Origin of the sequence: Microbacterium forte, from assembly GCF_031885415.1 — a bacterium.
In the GTDB taxonomy this organism is placed as follows: domain Bacteria; phylum Actinomycetota; class Actinomycetes; order Actinomycetales; family Microbacteriaceae; genus Microbacterium; species Microbacterium forte.
This window is the reverse complement of the sequence record NZ_CP116871.1, coordinates 2535095-2550560: the sequence shown is the minus strand read 5'-3', so window position 1 is coordinate 2550560 and position 15466 is coordinate 2535095. Positions and strand designations below refer to the sequence as shown.

14 protein-coding genes are annotated in these 15466 nt (G+C 68.4%); 5 read left to right on the top strand and 9 right to left on the bottom strand.

The annotated features are described in order from the left end of the window. The first annotated feature begins 120 nt into the window (after positions 1 to 120). The gene (locus OB895_RS12280) at positions 121 to 2712 is read left to right on the top strand and encodes a LuxR family transcriptional regulator (protein ID WP_153302270.1); all 2592 of its coding nucleotides are present in this window, start codon (positions 121 to 123) and stop codon (positions 2710 to 2712) included. Positions 2713 to 2956: 244 nt separating this feature from the next. Here OB895_RS12280 and dnaB read toward each other — a convergent pair whose 3' ends face one another. Next, complete coding sequence (gene dnaB / locus OB895_RS12275; protein WP_042541564.1) at positions 2957 to 4330, bottom strand: replicative DNA helicase; 1374 nt, start codon at positions 4328 to 4330, stop codon at positions 2957 to 2959. Between the two features lie 554 nt (positions 4331 to 4884). On the opposite strand from dnaB, the gene OB895_RS12270 reads away from it, so the two are divergent. From OB895_RS12270 to OB895_RS12260, 3 genes are all read left to right on the top strand, one after another. Then, positions 4885 to 5976 (top strand): hypothetical protein, encoded by a 1092-nt coding sequence (locus OB895_RS12270; RefSeq protein WP_079113822.1) that lies wholly within the window; start codon positions 4885 to 4887, stop codon positions 5974 to 5976. 109 nt (positions 5977 to 6085) lie between these two features. Beyond that, positions 6086 to 7891 carry a beta strand repeat-containing protein gene (locus OB895_RS12265; protein WP_311877850.1) on the top strand — a complete coding sequence of 602 codons (1806 nt, stop codon included), beginning with the start codon at positions 6086 to 6088 and terminating at the stop codon, positions 7889 to 7891. 263 nt (positions 7892 to 8154) lie between these two features. After that, positions 8155 to 8646: a hypothetical protein gene (locus OB895_RS12260; protein ID WP_079113823.1), complete on the top strand. Its 492-nt coding sequence runs from the start codon at positions 8155 to 8157 to the stop codon at positions 8644 to 8646. A 93-nt stretch (positions 8647 to 8739) separates the two neighbouring features. Here the strand turns inward: OB895_RS12260 and rplI are convergent, their stop codons facing one another. The 4 genes from rplI to rpsF are packed head-to-tail and all read right to left on the bottom strand — an operon-like array spanning position 8740 to position 10398. After that, positions 8740 to 9192: a 50S ribosomal protein L9 gene (gene rplI, locus OB895_RS12255; RefSeq protein WP_042541517.1), complete on the bottom strand. Its 453-nt coding sequence runs from the start codon at positions 9190 to 9192 to the stop codon at positions 8740 to 8742. An 11-nt stretch (positions 9193 to 9203) separates the two neighbouring features. Next, positions 9204 to 9458, bottom strand: a complete 255-nt coding sequence (gene rpsR / locus OB895_RS12250; protein ID WP_042541518.1) for a 30S ribosomal protein S18 — start codon at positions 9456 to 9458, stop codon at positions 9204 to 9206. Between the two features lie 50 nt (positions 9459 to 9508). Further along, positions 9509 to 10024, bottom strand: coding sequence for a single-stranded DNA-binding protein (locus OB895_RS12245; RefSeq protein ID WP_042541519.1), 516 nt, complete (start codon positions 10022 to 10024; stop codon positions 9509 to 9511). 5 nt (positions 10025 to 10029) lie between these two features. Continuing rightward, positions 10030 to 10398 carry a 30S ribosomal protein S6 gene (gene rpsF, locus OB895_RS12240; protein WP_042541520.1) on the bottom strand — a complete coding sequence of 123 codons (369 nt, stop codon included), beginning with the start codon at positions 10396 to 10398 and terminating at the stop codon, positions 10030 to 10032. Between the two features lie 226 nt (positions 10399 to 10624). On the opposite strand from rpsF, the gene OB895_RS12235 reads away from it, so the two are divergent. Continuing rightward, on the top strand, positions 10625 to 11323 hold the full coding sequence (locus OB895_RS12235; RefSeq protein WP_228385601.1) for a hypothetical protein: 699 nt from the start codon (positions 10625 to 10627) through the stop codon (positions 11321 to 11323). A gap of 444 nt (positions 11324 to 11767) precedes the next feature. On the opposite strand, the gene OB895_RS12230 is transcribed toward OB895_RS12235, so the two are convergent. Genes OB895_RS12230 through OB895_RS12215 form a run of 4 tightly spaced genes read right to left on the bottom strand, consistent with a single transcriptional unit; the run spans position 11768 to position 15456 of the window. Beyond that, positions 11768 to 12607: an ABC transporter ATP-binding protein gene (locus tag OB895_RS12230; RefSeq protein ID WP_079113825.1), complete on the bottom strand. Its 840-nt coding sequence runs from the start codon at positions 12605 to 12607 to the stop codon at positions 11768 to 11770. Continuing rightward, positions 12600 to 13490 carry an ABC transporter ATP-binding protein gene (locus tag OB895_RS12225; protein WP_079113826.1) on the bottom strand — a complete coding sequence of 297 codons (891 nt, stop codon included), beginning with the start codon at positions 13488 to 13490 and terminating at the stop codon, positions 12600 to 12602. The genes OB895_RS12230 and OB895_RS12225 overlap by 8 nt, the downstream gene beginning before the upstream one ends. Next, complete coding sequence (locus OB895_RS12220; RefSeq protein WP_056275557.1) at positions 13487 to 14398, bottom strand: ABC transporter permease; 912 nt, start codon at positions 14396 to 14398, stop codon at positions 13487 to 13489. Before OB895_RS12220 ends, OB895_RS12225 begins: the two co-directional genes overlap by 4 nt. Continuing rightward, positions 14395 to 15456 (bottom strand): ABC transporter permease, encoded by a 1062-nt coding sequence (locus OB895_RS12215; RefSeq protein ID WP_042541524.1) that lies wholly within the window; start codon positions 15454 to 15456, stop codon positions 14395 to 14397. The genes OB895_RS12220 and OB895_RS12215 overlap by 4 nt, the downstream gene beginning before the upstream one ends. Positions 15457 to 15466: the final 10 nt, after the last annotated feature.

Below are 15466 nucleotides of genomic sequence, written 5' to 3'. Positions count from 1 at the left end.
ATTCACGTCACCAGCGACGCCGCCACCGGGAAGGCTCATGCGAGGGAGCAGCCGCATCACCCCCGCCGTGCGGCTATCTCTGACAGGCCCGGGAGAGTAGCTTTTGCATAGGAACATCACGTGAGGAAGCGGAATCTCATGGTGGTCGGTCGTGAAGAGAGTCTCGCCGCGGCAGTGGACCTCATCCAGGCGGGCGTCAGCATCGATGTCGTCGGCAGCCGCGGTTCGGGTCGGAGCGCTTTCCTCAAGGCGCTGCGTGCCCGGGTCGAGCAGGACGAATGGACGGTCGTCTCGGTGCGCGGAATCGCGTCGCTGCGCCAGCATCCGCTCGCCGCACTGCATCTCGCCGGCATCGGCGCGACCAGTGGTCAACGGCCGGGGCCGAGCCTTCACGAGACCGCCGACTCGCTGCGCCAGGCGCTCCGCGCCTCTCGCTCGGTGCTGTTCCTCGATGACTGGGATGACCTCGACGAGTCGTCGTGGGGTGTCGCGGAGTCGGTGCGACGCGAGTACGGCGTGCCGATCGTGCTCTCTCGCCTGCAGGGTCTTCGAGCCAGACACACTCCGAGCGGCCTGCCCGCGTCGACTCTCGAACCCTCGTACGTGATCGACATGACCCCGTTGCGCTTCGAGGAGCTCGAGACGGCTCTCGAGAAGTATCTGTCGCACCCGATCGAGGCGAGCACGATGAGCCGGGTGTTCGCGAAGTCGGGGGGAAACATCGGCCTCGCCCTGAGCCTGGTCGACGCGACCGTGCGTGAGAAGCGTCTCGTGCTGCGCGGCGGCGAGTGGACCGCCACCCGCGATCTGTGGAGCAGCGGACTGCGAGCCGTGCTGGAGGCGCACCTCGAGAGCCTCGATGACGCCACGCGTGATGCGCTCGAGATCATCGCGATCGTGGGGGTGGCCGATATCGACACGGCGAGCCAGCTCGTCGACTGGGGCACGCTCGAGCTGCTGGAGGAGCGCCGGATGATCACCTTCATCCCCAGCGGCGACCGACAGCTCGTCGCCGTCATGCCGCCGCTGCTGGTCGAGTTCTTCCGGCACGAGCCGCTCACAGCGCGACGCACGCGACTGACGAGCCAGATCGTGCGACAGCTGAGCACGCCAGAGTCGGTGTGGTCGGTGCTCACCGACCAGCAGTCGTCTCCGACCGCGTCGGGTGGTCAGGATGCTCTCTTCGTCCGGCTGCTGCAGGAGCGTGCCCGCGCACGCCGTATCGTGACGGCCGCCGAGTGGGAGGCGAACCCGACCGCCGCCAGTGCCGTGCGCTACATCCGTGCCCTCATGCACACGCACACAGCGAGGGTGCGAGACGTGATCGCCGACGTCCTCTCGTCTCCTGCGACGCGCACCGGGGACGACGCCAGTCGTGCCGAGTTCGCCTCGCTCAAGGCGGAGTGGACCGCCTACGTCGACGACGACCTGCAGCGAGCGGTCGCGCAGCTGCAGGACGATGCCCAGACCGTGGGTGCGCACGCCGGGATGCTGCGGGCCGTCGAGGTGCAGCTGCTCGCGAACCTCGACACCGTGCCCGCTGACTTCGGCAACCGCCTCGAGGTGTCCGACGAGCTGCCCGCGGCGGTCAAGCTGATGATGCTCGAGACCCAGATGAGCGTGCTCGTCAGCCTCGGTCGTTTCTCCGATGCACTGCGGGTCTTCGGCCTCATCGAGGCGCTGGAGCACGAGGAGCAGCGGTACACCCCTCGGGTGCTGCTCGGCATGGCACTGTTCGGCCAGGGCGACCCGGGCGCCGCTCTCGACGTGCTGCAGCGCGGGTTCGACGAGGCGCACGGCTATCTCGACATCGACGCCGTGCGAGCCTTCGGCACCGCCGCATCGCTGTGTCATCTGGCAGCAGGTGATCATGCGGCCGTCGACGATCTGCTCGAGGTCATCTTCTCGGCGGGAGAGCCCTCACCGCTGCCGCCCGGAGTGCAGCTCTCGCTGCTCGCGGTCGCCGCCGTGGTCGCCATCCGACGAGGGCAGGTGACGACCGGCGAGCGGCTGGCCGCCGACCTGGATCAGCTCGGAGCCGAAGACGGCCCGCTTCCGGGGCAGAGCAAGGCGTGGCCCCAGGTGCAGCTGCTCGCCTTCGACGGAAGCACCGACAAGGCCGCCGAGCTGCTCGCCCGCTCCGGCGACGCCCTCTGGAACCGCGGAGCCCGCGTGGCAGGGCTCACCGCCCAGCTCTCCGCCGTCGAACTCGACCCGACGCCGACCCGCCTGTCGGCCGCGATGGCGCACGCGAAGGAGCTGCCGGAGGCGGCAGGGCTGGCGGCCCAGGCCTCGTTCGTGAGCGCGCTGGTGCAGCGGGATCCCGTGGCGATGCTCGCCGTCGCGGACGAGCTCGACGTGCGCGGGCTCACCGGCACTGCGCTGTCGGCCTGCCGCTTCGCGCGGGCCTGGTTCGCTGCGGGGGCGGACGACCTCGGACAGCAGCGCGCGGTCGAGCGCGAGGAGCAGATCCGTGCCCGTCACCCGGGGAGGAGCTACGACCTCGCGCGGTTCGGTGCGACAGCTGTCACCCTCACCGACCGCGAGAAGGAGGTGGGGCGCCTCGCCGCGGGCGGACTCTCCAACGCCGAGATCGCCTCCCGACTCGTGCTGAGTGTGCGCACGGTCGAGAGCCACATGCACCGGATCATGCGCAAGCTCGACGTCTCGAACCGCAGAGAGCTGCGGCGTCACGCCGAAGCGCTGACCTGATCGGAACGCTGCCTCGACCCGCGCATACCGGTCGACAATAGGGCTTGTGCGGCGAGGCGGCTGGTGTCACGCTTGCCTCACAGTTCTGTCGCGCTGTAACGCGACAGCTGGGGTGCCGCCCATTGACGGCATCGGATGGGGCGCCCTTTCTGCCGCCTCCCCCGTGGTGGGGGCGTCCCGTCCTCCCCGGATCAGCTCGCAGCCGAACGATGCGACCACGCGGAGACCGGGAGCCCCGCCCGACTCAGTTGAAGTCGCCGCCCGGCGCCATGTCCATGAAGCGCGAGTAGTGCCCCTGGAAGGCCACGGTGATCGTCGCCGTCGGGCCGTTACGATGCTTGGCCACGATCAGGTCGGCCTCACCCGGACGAACGTCCTTGTCGTAGACCGAGTCGCGGTGCAGCAGGATCACCATGTCGGCGTCCTGCTCGATCGAGCCGGACTCACGCAGGTCGCTGATCGCGGGCTTCTTGTCGGTGCGCTGCTCGGGACCACGGTTCAGTTGCGACAGTGCGATGACCGGAACCTGCAGCTCCTTGGCGATGAGCTTGAGGCTTCGCGAGAACTCCGAGACCTCCTGCTGGCGCGACTCAACACGCTTTCCCGACGTCATCAGCTGCAGGTAGTCGATGATGACCATCCGCAGACCCTCGCGCTGCTTGAGTCGCCGGCACTTCGCACGGATCTCGACCAGCGTCATGTTGGGGCTGTCGTCGATGTAGAGGGGGGCGTCGTTGATGCGGCCTCGAGTGGCCGCGACGGTGGTCCAGTCCCGCGGGTCGAGGTTTCCCTTGCGCATGTTCTGCAGCGGGATCTGACCTTCGGCGCTCAGCAGACGCATCGCGATCTCGCTCTTGCCCATCTCGAGCGAGAAGAAGACGGAGGGGATGTTGTGGCCGATGGATGCCGAGCGCGCGAAGTCGAGCGCGAGGGTCGACTTACCCATCGCAGGACGCGCGGCGACGACGATCATCTGCCCGCCGTGCAGGCCGTTGGTGAGCTCGTCGAGTTCCTTGAAGCCCGTCGGAACGCCCGTCATCGACCCGTCGCGGCCGCTGGCTGCCTCGATCTCTTCGAGCGCGGCATCGACCGCGATCTGCAGCGGCACGTAGTCTTCGGCAGTCTCGGATCCGGTGATCGAGTAGATCTCTGCCTGGGCGTTGTTGACGATGTCGGTGGCGTCGCCCTGTCCGTCGTAACCGAGCTGCACGATGCGGGTGCCCGCATCGACCAAACGGCGCAGGATCGCCCGCTCCGACACGATGCCCGCGTAGTATCCGGCGTTCGCCGCAGTGGGGACGATCGAGGTGAGCGTATGCAGATAATCGGCACCGCCGGCGCGACTCAGCTCCCCCGTCTTGATGAGCTCGTCGGTGACGGCGACGACGTCCGTCGGCTCGCCGTGCGAGTAGAGCGACAGGATCGCCTCGAAGATGAGCTCGTGCTTGGGGATGTAGAAGTCGGCGCCCTTGAGCGTCTCGATCACATCGGCGACGGCATCCTTCGAGAGGAGCATTCCACCCAGCGCGCTCTGTTCGGCGAGCGTGTCGTGCGGGGGTGTGCGCTCTGGCGGACGCTTGCCCCCGAGGCGCTCCTCTGAGATGTCGGCGATCGACACACTGCTCCCTTCGATGCGACGTTCTTCCGGTGTGCTCGGTGCCGACTGCGTCGGCCACTCGATGCGATTCAGCTCGAGAAGGACCGTTCGCACAGCAAACCAGGCACTTCCGACATCGGGTCGCTGCACCACGCTACGAGCGGGTGTTTTCGGTCGCAACACGGCCTGTGGATAACTATGTGGAAAGCGTGCGAACAAGTCCGGAGAGTCTGTGCAGAACGCATGTGGATAACTCGGTGGAGTACCTCGAAACAGGGTTCTATTTTTTTCTCTGGTCTGGGATTTAGAGCTTCCCCACCCTGTGGATGAGAACGTGGTTCAACTGGGCATTGAAGGTTGATCGCATCCGGTGGGGGATGTGTAGAACCTGGGGAAAGTCAAGCCGAGATTCAACCGGGCGCGTCACACTGCGCAACCCCCTGAAATGTGCGCGAGATGTCATCGTTTTCGAGCGGAACCCTCTAGACATCGCGATATGCCGGGAGTATCGTCACCGGCAATCGACGCAGTGCGCGTCGTGAACGAACGATGGCTCTCGGGGGAGGGAAGTCGACGTGAACGCTCAAGAAGCCCGGCGTGGCCTTCCGGCTGTCGCCCTGTGGGGCAGCCTGGGCGCGGTCGCGTGGGCGGCGATCACGATCTTCACGGGAGGGTCGTCTGCGAGCGCGGACGACAGCTCGAGCGATTCTCTGCTCGACGGTGTCTCCTCTGTCGTCAGCGAGACGGTCTCGACCGTCGAAGACACCGTCACGGCAGCGACCACGCCGATCGTGGCGCCGGTCGCCCCCGTCGTGACCCAGGTCGTGGCCCCGGCCGTCACCCAGGTGGTCGAGCCGGTCGTCACCCACGTCGTCGAGCCGGTCCTCACCCACGTCGTCGAGCCCGTCGCGGCCCAGGTCGTCGAGCCGGTGCAGCAGGTGGCTCAGCCGACCGTCGAACACGTCGCGGAGACGATCGCGCAGGTTCCGGTCGTCGGCCCGGTGACGTCGCCGATCGTCGACATCGTCGCCGACACCACCGAGGCCGTCGTCACGCCCGTGACCGATCTGGTCGACGGATCCCCGGTGGCGCCGATCGTGACACCCGTGACGGACCTGATCGCAGGACTGCCGATCGTCGGAGATGTGACCGGCGATCTCGGAGTGCCCGCGGTGATCGATCTGGTCGTCGGTGTCGTCGACGGGACGACACCGATCGTCGGAGAGGTCGTCGACAACACCGTGCCGCCGATCGTCCCGGGCCTCACGCCCAGTCGGCCAGCCGTTCCCGCATCCGGGCCGGACTCCGATCCGGTCGGACCGATCCCTGCCGCAGCCGATGCGCGGACGGGCCTCCACTCCCCTGCGGTCGCGCGCCTTCAGCCAGTCGACCCGGCAGCATCCGGACTCCAGCCGGCAGCACCCATCACTGTGCCCGCCACGAGTGCGCCGGCATCCGATGACCGGCCCTCGCCTTTCTCTCCGCCCTCCGGTGCCCCGGCGGCTCCGTCTTCCTCCGCCGGTTCGAGCGGAGCCTCCTCACTCTCCTACGCGCACCTCAGCGACGCGGGTCTTGTCGCGCTCCGTGCTGTGGAGCGCTCCCCCGGCGCACCCGACGACGTCTTGCCGACGTCACTGGTCGCCGACACCGACGTCTCTCCTGACTGACGGGTTGTCCGGTCGTTCCTCGTGAACGACAGATGCCGTGCTGCGCGCGCACATGCTCTTCGCGTGCACCCATCCAGACACACCCATTTCCAGTCAGGAGAAGGACATCATGCGTACATACATCAAGCGGGCCCTGTGGGGCACGCTTCTCGCCGGCGGGATCACCCTGCTCGGCGCAACGGCCGCCAACGCGGCAGACACCTCAGGAGAAGACGGCCTGCTGTCGGGCACCCAGGCGGATACCGCGATCACGGCGCCCGTCACGATCGTCGACAACGCCGTCTCGCTGCTCGGAGATTCCTCCGCGGAGCAGGCCCCGGCTCCGGCCCCTCAACCGGCTCCGGCACCTCAACCGGCTTCGGCTCCCGTACCGGCCCCCACCACGAGCGGTGAATCCGGCACCGCGTCGGGCACCCAGGCCGTCGTGGACGTCGTCGTTCCCGTCACGGTGACCGGCAATGCGATCACCGTGCTCGGCGACTCGTCGAGCGAGTCGGCGGCGCCGGCCGAGGCTCCCCAGGCACCGGCCCCCGCCCCCGCCCCGGCTGTCACGACGAACGGCGATGACGGTCTGCTGTCGGGCACCCAGGCCCTGCTTCAGGTCGACGCGCCCATCACCGTGTCGGGCAACTCGATCGCAGTGCTCGGCGACAGCGAGACCCTCGGACAGGATGCCGCAGCACCGGCGCCCTCGAGCGGCAGCGCAATCGGATCCACAGCGCCGTCCACGTCGGGCGACGACGGCGTCGCGAGCGGCACGCAGGTGACCGCACCCGTGACGGCACCCGTCACGATCGGCGGCAACGCGATCTCCGTGATCGGAGACAGCGAGAGCACCGGAAGCAGCGGCACCCCCGCACCCGCATCCGGAGGCAGCTCCACCGCACCCGAGACCTCGGGTACCGACGCGGTCGGGAGCGGCACACAGGTGACCGCACCTGTGACCGCACCGATCACCGCCGCCGGCAACGCGATCTCCGTCATCGGAGACAGCGAGAGCACCGGAGGCAGCACCACCGCACCCGCATCCGGAGGCAGCACCACTGCACCGGAGACCTCGGGTACCGACGCGGTCGGGAGCGGCACACAGGTGACCGCACCCGTGACGGCGCCCGTCACCGTCGGCGGTAACGCGATCTCCGTGATCGGAGACAGCGAGTCGACGAGCGGAACCGGCAGCACCGCACCCATCGCAGGAACCCCGTCCACCGGCAGCACCACCACCGGTGACGACGGAATCCTCGGCGGAACCCAGGTCACCGCACCCGTGACCGCTCCGATCACCGGCACCGGAAACGCGATCTCCGTCATCGGAGACAGCGAAGCCGACGGAGGAGCCGGCAGCACCGCACCCATCACAGGAACCCCGTCCACCGGCAGCACCACCACCGGTGACGACGGAATCCTCGGTGGAACCCAGGTCACCGCCCCCGTGACTCTTCCGATCACGATCGGCGGCAACGCGATCTCCGTGGTAGGCGAGAGCACCGTCACGGCTCCCCCGAGCGATCCCGGAACCGACCCGGGAACGGATCCTGGCACTGACCCCGGAACCGACCCCGGCACCGACCCGGGAACCGACCCCGGCACGGACCCCGGAACCGACCCCGGCACCGACCCCGGCACCGACCCGGGAACCGACCCCGGCACAGATCCTGGAACCGACCCGGGCACGGACCCCGGAACCGATCCCGGCACCGACCCCGGCACAACTCCCGGCGCAGTCACGGGAGTCGGCACCGACGCCGGCACGTCCGCGACCGCTGTCGCGAGCGGCGTAGCCGTGACGGCATCCGCCCCGGCTGAGGGACTCGCCGCCACCGGTGGTTCCTCCTCCTTCGGCTTCGCATTCCTCGCCGCACTCCTGCTCCTCCTCGGAGCCGGAATGCTGCGTCGTCGCCCCGTGACGGCGTAGCCGCAGACCCCGGCGGTGTCGACGTCCTCGGGGGAGGAGATGCGACACCGCCGGTGTGCGGATCCCGTGATGCCCTGAGCAGGTTCCCCAGACCTGCCCGCGTCTGCGATGCCGCACAGTTCACGGATGCCCCGCGTCCCCAGCGCGGGGCATCCGTCGTGCCCGGAACCCGCACGAGGCGCGTCGGATGACGCCGAGGACGATCCGCCTAGACTCTCCGGGGAGGTCATCATGCAGAACGCGCTCGCCTCGCAGGTGCCGCGGTGACAGAAGATCCGCGCCGTCTGCGGTGGGCGGTCAACGGCGCACGGACATTCCATATCCCGACTGATGCCGCCGATGTCGCCCTGGTCGAGATCGACCGTGCGATGCAGGCTGCCCACTTCCGTGCAGACGTGCCCGGTGCCGAGGCCGGGGTGCAGCGAATCCACCGGCGCGGGTCGGTTGTCGGCGATGTCCTCATCGGCGGAAGTGGGCTCTCCACCCTCACGACCAGGCTCGGTCCGCTGTCTGCCCGAGGCGTCGCCGTCACCTGGATCGGCCCGGTCGACGCGCACTCGATCCGCGTGATCGTCTCACTGGTCGCCGGATCCCACGTCGGAGGGGACTTCGTGGACGGGGTCGACGAAGCAGTGCGCGCTCTCGTCTCTCGCGGCATACCTGTCGAGGACGACGGGTGGTCACGGTCCGTCGACGTCGATGAGACTTTGCCCGCGAATCCCCGTCGCGCCGCCGAACTCGGTCTCACCCGCTAGCCGCCTTCACCAGACCCTCCGAAACACCGACCGGCCGCGAACGCAGAACGCCCCCTGTCCCGAAGGACAGGGGGCGTTCGAGAGCGTCGCGCCTTACTTGGCGGCGACGACCTGCAGCGTGATGACTGCGGTCACGTCGTCGTGCAGACGAACGGTGGCCTCGTGCTCGCCGACCGACTTGATCGCCGACGGGATGTGCACCTTGCGCTTGTCGATCGAGCCGAGACCCGCGGCTGCGACAGCATCCGCGATGTGATCGGTCTTGACCGAACCGAAGAGGCGACCCTCGTTGCCGGCCTTGACGGCCAGGCGCACCTTGGTGGCCTCGAGGGAGTTCTTCAGCGCCACGGCCTCGTCGCGGTCGTGGATCGCGCGAGCCTGACGAGCAGCCTGGATCGAAGCGACCTGCTTTTCGCCACCGCGGGTCCACGCCGTAGCGAAGCCCTGGGGGATGAGGTAGTTGCGGGCGAACCCGTTCTTGACCTCGACTACGTCACCGGCGCTACCAAGCCCGGCGACCTCGTTCGTGAGAATCAGCTTTGCCATCTCGATACCCCTTACCGGCCGGCGCCAGCGTAGGGCAGGAGTGCCATTTCGCGTGCGTTCTTGATCGCGGTGGCGATCAGACGCTGCTCCTGCACCGAAACACCGGTGATACGACGGGCGCGGATCTTGCCACGCTCCGAGACGAACTTGCGGAGGGTGGAGACATCCTTGTAATCGATGACTCCGACCCGGATCGACTTCGCGGGAGCGGTGGGCTTGCCACCCTTCCGCGGCTTGCGGCGGTCGCCGCTAGACTTTCCAGCCATTGTTTTTCCTTAATGATGAGACGGATGCCGAAGCATCCCGAGATCCTGTTTCAGAAGGGGGTGTCGTCGCCGAAGCTGCCCGGAGTGCTCCAGGCGTCTGCGCTCGTCGACGAGCCGGGGGTTGACCACGGCTCTTCCGACACCTGCTGCTGCTGAGCGGGGCGCGACTGTCCGCCGCCACCACCGCCGCCGCCACCGGTCGACGCCGCACGGGTGACCTGCGCGGTCGCGTACCGAAGCGAGGGGCCGATCTCGTCGACCTCCAGCTCGATAGCGGTGCGCTGGTTGCCCTCGCGGTCCTGGTAGGAGCGCTGACGCAGACGGCCCTGCGCCATGACGCGCATGCCCTTGGTCAGCGAACCCGCCACGTGCTCGGCGAACTCGCGCCAGACCGACGCACGGAGGAACAGCGCTTCGCCGTCCTTCCACTCGTTGGCGGCGCGGTCGAAGTTCCGAGGCGTCGAAGCGATGGTGAAGTTCGCCACCGGCAGTCCGTTCTGCGTGTAGCGCAGCTCGGGGTCGGCCGTGAGGTTACCCACCACGGTGATGACTGTTTCGCCGGCCATCGGACTCAGGCCTTCGCAGCCTTGGCGGCCTTGCGAGCAGCCTTCTCTTCGGTGCGCTTCGCTTCGAACGCGACCATCGCCTGAGCTTCCTCAGAACGGAGGACCTTGGTGCGCATGATCTGCTCGTTCAGCTTCAGCTGACGGTCGAGCTCCTGCGTGGCCTCGCTGGTGGCGGTGAAGTTGACGACGGCGTAGATGCCCTCGTTCTTCTTCTGGATCTCGTAAGCCAGACGGCGCTTACCCCAGATGTCGACCTTGTCAATCGAGCCACCATCGTTGGTGATGACCTTCAGGAACTTGTCGAGCGTAGGGGCTACCTGGCGCTCGTCGATCTCGGGGGTCAGAATGACCATGAGTTCGTACTGGTGCGTCACTTACCCACCTCCTTCGGACTAGAACGGCTTCCGGGACTTTCCCGGAAGCAGGAGGGTGTGTGAACGTCATCCGCCGAGCCACCCGAGTGGGGGCCTGATGGCAGACAACCTTGACAGTCTAGCGGAGAAACCTTCGGCCTGCCCCCACGCCTCTCGCCGGGCAGTTGGCATGCTGGAGTGCGTGCGGTCTGACACTCAGTGCGCACACGACCGAAGGGGGAACGCCATGCGCGTCAACAAATGGGGGGTCGGCCTCGTCCTGACCGCCACCGTACTGCTCACCGGGTGCACCGCGGGTGCCGAGGAGCCCGCCGAAGAAGAGCCCACAGCGGCCGCGGAGGAGACCACCGCACCCGAGTCCGACTGCCCTGAGCTGACCGAAGGCGCGACCGTCGACGGCACCGCGCTCGGCGCCTGCATCACCGAGGCGATGACCGACACCGCCGGCTACCAGGCCAAGACATCGATCCTGGGCATGGACACGACCGCCCGGTACAACCCCGCGACGGATGCCGTCGAGACCATCACTCCGATGGGATCGCTGATCATCATCGGCGACGACGCCTGGGTCAAGACTCCTACGACCGAGTGGCAGGTCGCCGACCCGAACTCGAGCGACCCGATTGTCGCCGCGCTCAGCAGCGGTGCGGCGACGGCGGCGGGCACCGACCCGGCCACGGCCGCAGGCGCGCTCACCGGCGAGTTCACCGTGACCGGAACCGGCAGCCGCCTGGGTCAGGACGTCTACCTCGTGAGCGGCACGTCCGAGGCGCAGGGCGTCGCCGTCGACGTGGTGTTCGAGGTCACCGACGACTACGTGGTGCTGGCGACGACCGGCAGCACCGAGGCCGCCGGCCAGATGATCGAGACCTCGCTCGAGATCACCGAGTGGGACGTCGAGCAGGACATCGTCGCACCTCTCTGATCCACCAGCAGATGCTGCGGGCCGGGGCGATCGCCTCGGCCCGCGGTGCGTTCCGGGCTCTGCTGGCGCAGCATCCGCTCGGGTCATCCCTCGACCCACCCTCTCGGGCCATCCCCTGGGAGGAGATCTGCGCTTCGGGAGGAGGATCGGGTTCGGAACCTCCTCCCCGGAGACAGATCTCCTCCCGAGGGGCGGACGCGAACGCACCAGCCGTGTTCAGCGGCGCCGTGACCCGCCGATCAGGCTGAGGCCTCGAGGGCCCTCCCGTCGGGAGGACGACTGCGCCACGGGAGGAGGCTTCGCGCCCATCCGTCCTCCCGAGGAGCAGATCTCCTCCCGGGGGGCAGTGGGGCAGATGTCGTCCGAGCGAGCGCACAGCCGAGCGAGCGAACAGCCGAGCGAACAGCCGAGCGGGCAAGCGCCCGAGCGGGCGGACGACAGACGTCAGTCGATGACGGGGGCGATCTCCGACCAGACGATGCGCTCGTTCGTCGAGGGCGCGACCGGGATGCGACCTGCTCCGTCGGGCTCGGGGATCGCCGCGAGCAGCGCCTGAGTGTACGGATGCTGCGGCGCAGACCACACACGATCGGTGGCCCCCGCTTCGAGCACGCGTCCGGCGAACATCACGAAGGTCCGATCGGCGATGCGCCGGACGACGGCGAGGTCGTGCGAGATGAACAGCATCCCCGCGCCGGCCTCGGCGACGAGGTCTCGCATGAGACCGGCGACGCTCGTCTGGGTCGATGCATCCAGAGCGGAGATCGGCTCGTCGGCGACGAGCAGCGACGGCCGCGCGGCGAGCGCCCGCGCGATCGCGAGCCGCTGCTTCTGACCGCCCGAGAACTGATGCGGGAAGCGCGTGGCGACCTCGGTGGGCAGCCCGACGCGGTCGAGCCACTCGGGGACGGTCGATCCTTCGGCGCCGCGAGCGCGGGCGGTCGCGATGCCGTCGGCGATCTGGTCGCCCACGCGACGCCGCGGGTTGAGCGACGTCGACGGATCCTGGAACACCATCTGGATGCCGGTGAGAGCGAGATCCCGCCGGCGGATGCCGAGCGGCTTCACGGGCTCGCCGCGGAACCGCACCTCTCCCCCGGCGAGCTTCTCGATGCCGACGACCGCGCGGGCCAGGCTCGACTTGCCGCTGCCGGACTCGCCCACGAGCGCGACGGTCTCTCCAGGGGCGACGGTCAGCGAGACGCCGTCGACGGCGACCACCGGCGGGCTCCCGGGGTAGCGCACGACGACTCCCTGCGCGTCGAGGACGGCGATCTCACTCATCTGCGGCCTCCTCTTCGGCATCCTTGACGGCAGCATCCGAGAGCGCCGCATCCGACATCACCGGATCGATGAGCGCGGGATCCGGTGAGGCGATCTCGAGCTTCGATCCCGGCAGGGCCGCGAGCAGCGTGCGGGTGTACTCGTGCTGCGGGTCGCGGAACAGGGTCGCGCGGTCTGCCCGCTCGACGATCTGCCCGTTCTTCATCACGGCGACCTCATCGGCGATCGCACTCATGACGCCCAGGTCGTGCGTGACGAGCAGCACGGCGAGATTGCGGTCGGTCGCGAGGTCGCGCAGCAGCCGGAGGATGCCGGCCTGCACCGTGACGTCGAGCGCGGTGGTGGGCTCGTCGGCCAGCAGCACCTCGGGGTCGCACGCGAGCGCACACGCGATGGCGATGCGCTGGCGCTGACCTCCGGAGAACTGGTGGGGGTAGCGCTTCAGTGCCGCATCCGGATTCGGCACCTGCACCGTCTCGAGCAGCTCGATGGCTCTGGCCTTCGCGGCCTCGCCCCGAAGACCGAGATGCACGCGCATGTGGTCGGTGAGCTGCCGGCCGATCGGCAGCTGCGGGTGCAGCGACGCCGACGGGTCCTGGAAGATCATCGCGATGCGCTTGCCGCGGATGCGGTTGAGGGCGCGGCGGCGCATGCCGACGAGCTCCTCCCCCGCGAGCGTGATGGATCCGCCGGTGCGCGCCTGCCGGGGCAGCAGCCCGAGCACGGCGAGCGCGGTGAGTGTCTTGCCCGATCCGGATTCGCCGGCGAGGCCGTGGATGCGACCGGCTTCGAGCTCGAGCGAGATGCCGTGCACGAGTGGGCGACCGATGTCGATCGTCAGGTCACGGATGCTCAGCGCGCTCGTGAGGGTCGAGGCGGTCATGCTGCCGCCCCCTTCGCCGACGCCACGTGCTCGGCCTGCTTCTCGTGCGTGACCTCGGCCGTCGGGTCGAGGATGTCGCGCATCGCGTCACCGAGGAAGTTGAAGGCGAGCACCACGGTGAGGATCGCGAGACCGGGGAAGACCCCGAGCCACCAGGCATCGAAGTTCTGCATGGCGGCGGAGATCATCGATCCCCACTCTGCGGTCGGGGGCTGCGCGCCGAGCCCGAGGAACGAGAGGCCGGAGAGCAGCAGGATCGCCGCACCGATGTCGAGGGTGGCGAGCACCAGCACGGGTCCGGCGATGTTCGGAAGGATGTCGATGAACAGCGTCCGCAGCGGCGAGTGTCCGAGCAGACGACCGGCGATGACGTAGTTCTGCCCGCGGAGTCCGAGCACGATGCTGCGCGTGACTCGCGAGTACTGCGGCCACGAGACCACGATCGCCGCGATCACCGCGTTGAACAGCGACGGCCCGAGGGATGCCGCCACCACCATCGCGAGGATGACCGTCGGGAACGCCATGAACAGATCGGTGATTCGCATCAGCGTCTCGTCGACCCAGCCGCCGAAGTAGCCGGCGACGGCGCCGATCACGGTGCCGATGATCATCGCGGCGATCACGAGCATGAGGGCGAGCGGAAGGCTCACCGTCGCACCGGTCATCAGGCGCGAGAAGATGTCTCGCCCGTTGCCGTCGGTGCCGAGCAGTGTGTCGATTCCCGGCGCCTGCAGACGAGGAAGCACCTGGGCATTGGGGCCGTAGGGAACCCACCACTGCGCGGTGAAGGCGACGATGATCCATGCTCCGGCGATGACGGTGCCGATCACGCCGAGCGGCGTGCGCCAGGCGCGGGGCCAGCGGAACCGGAACCGCCAGGGACCGGATGCCGAGTCGATGCGGCTCATGCGATCCTCACTCTCGGGTCGAGGACGCCGTAGAGCAGATCGACGACGAAGTTGATGAGGAGGTAGATGAAGCCGACGACGAGACCGACGCCCATGATTCCGGGGAGGTCGAGGTTCGCCGCCGAGTTGTAGGCGTAGGTGCCCAGGCCGGGCCACGCGAACACCGACTCGACGAGCACGGTGCCGGAGAGCAGCGAGCCGAAGGCGACGCCGACGATGGTGAGGATCGGCAGGGATGCCCCTCGGAGCACGTAGTCGAGGATCACGCGCATGGCCGGAAGGCCCTTGGCGCGGGCCGCGCGCACGTAGTCGCTGCCGAGCACCTCGAGCACCGATGTGCGGATGAAGCGCGTCAGCAGACCGATCGTCACGAGCGACAGCACCATGACCGGGAGGGCGAGGTGGGCGAGGGCATCGGCGAATCCGACGCCGTCTCCGTTGAGGAGGTAGTCGACCGTGTAGAGCCCGGTGATGCGTGGTGGCGGCGTGATCGACGGAGAGATGCGACCGGAGCCGGGCGCGATGCGCAACTCGAGGAAGAACACGTAGAAGCTGACCAGTGCGAGCCAGAACGTCGGGACGCTCAGCCCGATCAGCGTCACGATGCGGATGACCTGGTCGGTGACGAGGCCGCGACGGTAGGCCGCGAGGGTTCCGAGCACGACGCTCACCGCGAGGCTGAGGATGATGGCCCCGATCGCGATCTCGATCGTCGCCGGCACCGCGGTGGCCAGGTCGCTGGTGACCGGTCGCCCGGTCACCAGCGATGTTCCGAGGTCTCCTCGAAACAGGTTGCCCATGTAGATGAAGTACTGCACGAAGAGAGGCTGATCGAGGCCCTGGGCCTTGATGAACGCCTCACGCGTCTCGGGGTTCTGCGATGCTCCCTCGCCCAGCGCCGCCGACACGGGGTCGCCGGGCACGAGGTTCGTCAGCGCGAAGGTCACGATCGTGACGCCCACGAGAAGGAGCAGCGAAGTGCCGATCCGGCGCAGCAGGTATCCGACGAGCGGTGACCTGCGACGCTGAGCCTGCCGTCGCACGGCCACCGTCGTCATCAGTCAGCCC

Bases quoted from the DNA above. Each gene is read 5' to 3' on its own strand.
- OB895_RS12265 (WP_311877850.1), top strand. From the start codon at position 6,086: ATGCGTACATACATCAAGCGGGCCCTGTGGGGCACGCTTCTCGCCGGC.
- rplI (WP_042541517.1), bottom strand. From the start codon at position 9,192: ATGGCAAAGCTGATTCTCACGAACGAGGTCGCCGGGCTTGGTAGCGCC.
- rpsR (WP_042541518.1), bottom strand. From the start codon at position 9,458: ATGGCTGGAAAGTCTAGCGGCGACCGCCGCAAGCCGCGGAAGGGTGGC.
- OB895_RS12245 (WP_042541519.1), bottom strand. From the start codon at position 10,024: ATGGCCGGCGAAACAGTCATCACCGTGGTGGGTAACCTCACGGCCGAC.
- OB895_RS12235 (WP_228385601.1), top strand. From the start codon at position 10,625: ATGCGCGTCAACAAATGGGGGGTCGGCCTCGTCCTGACCGCCACCGTA.
- OB895_RS12230 (WP_079113825.1), bottom strand. From the start codon at position 12,607: ATGAGTGAGATCGCCGTCCTCGACGCGCAGGGAGTCGTCGTGCGCTAC.
- OB895_RS12225 (WP_079113826.1), bottom strand. From the start codon at position 13,490: ATGACCGCCTCGACCCTCACGAGCGCGCTGAGCATCCGTGACCTGACG.
- OB895_RS12220 (WP_056275557.1), bottom strand. From the start codon at position 14,398: ATGAGCCGCATCGACTCGGCATCCGGTCCCTGGCGGTTCCGGTTCCGC.
- OB895_RS12215 (WP_042541524.1), bottom strand. From the start codon at position 15,456: ATGACGACGGTGGCCGTGCGACGGCAGGCTCAGCGTCGCAGGTCACCG.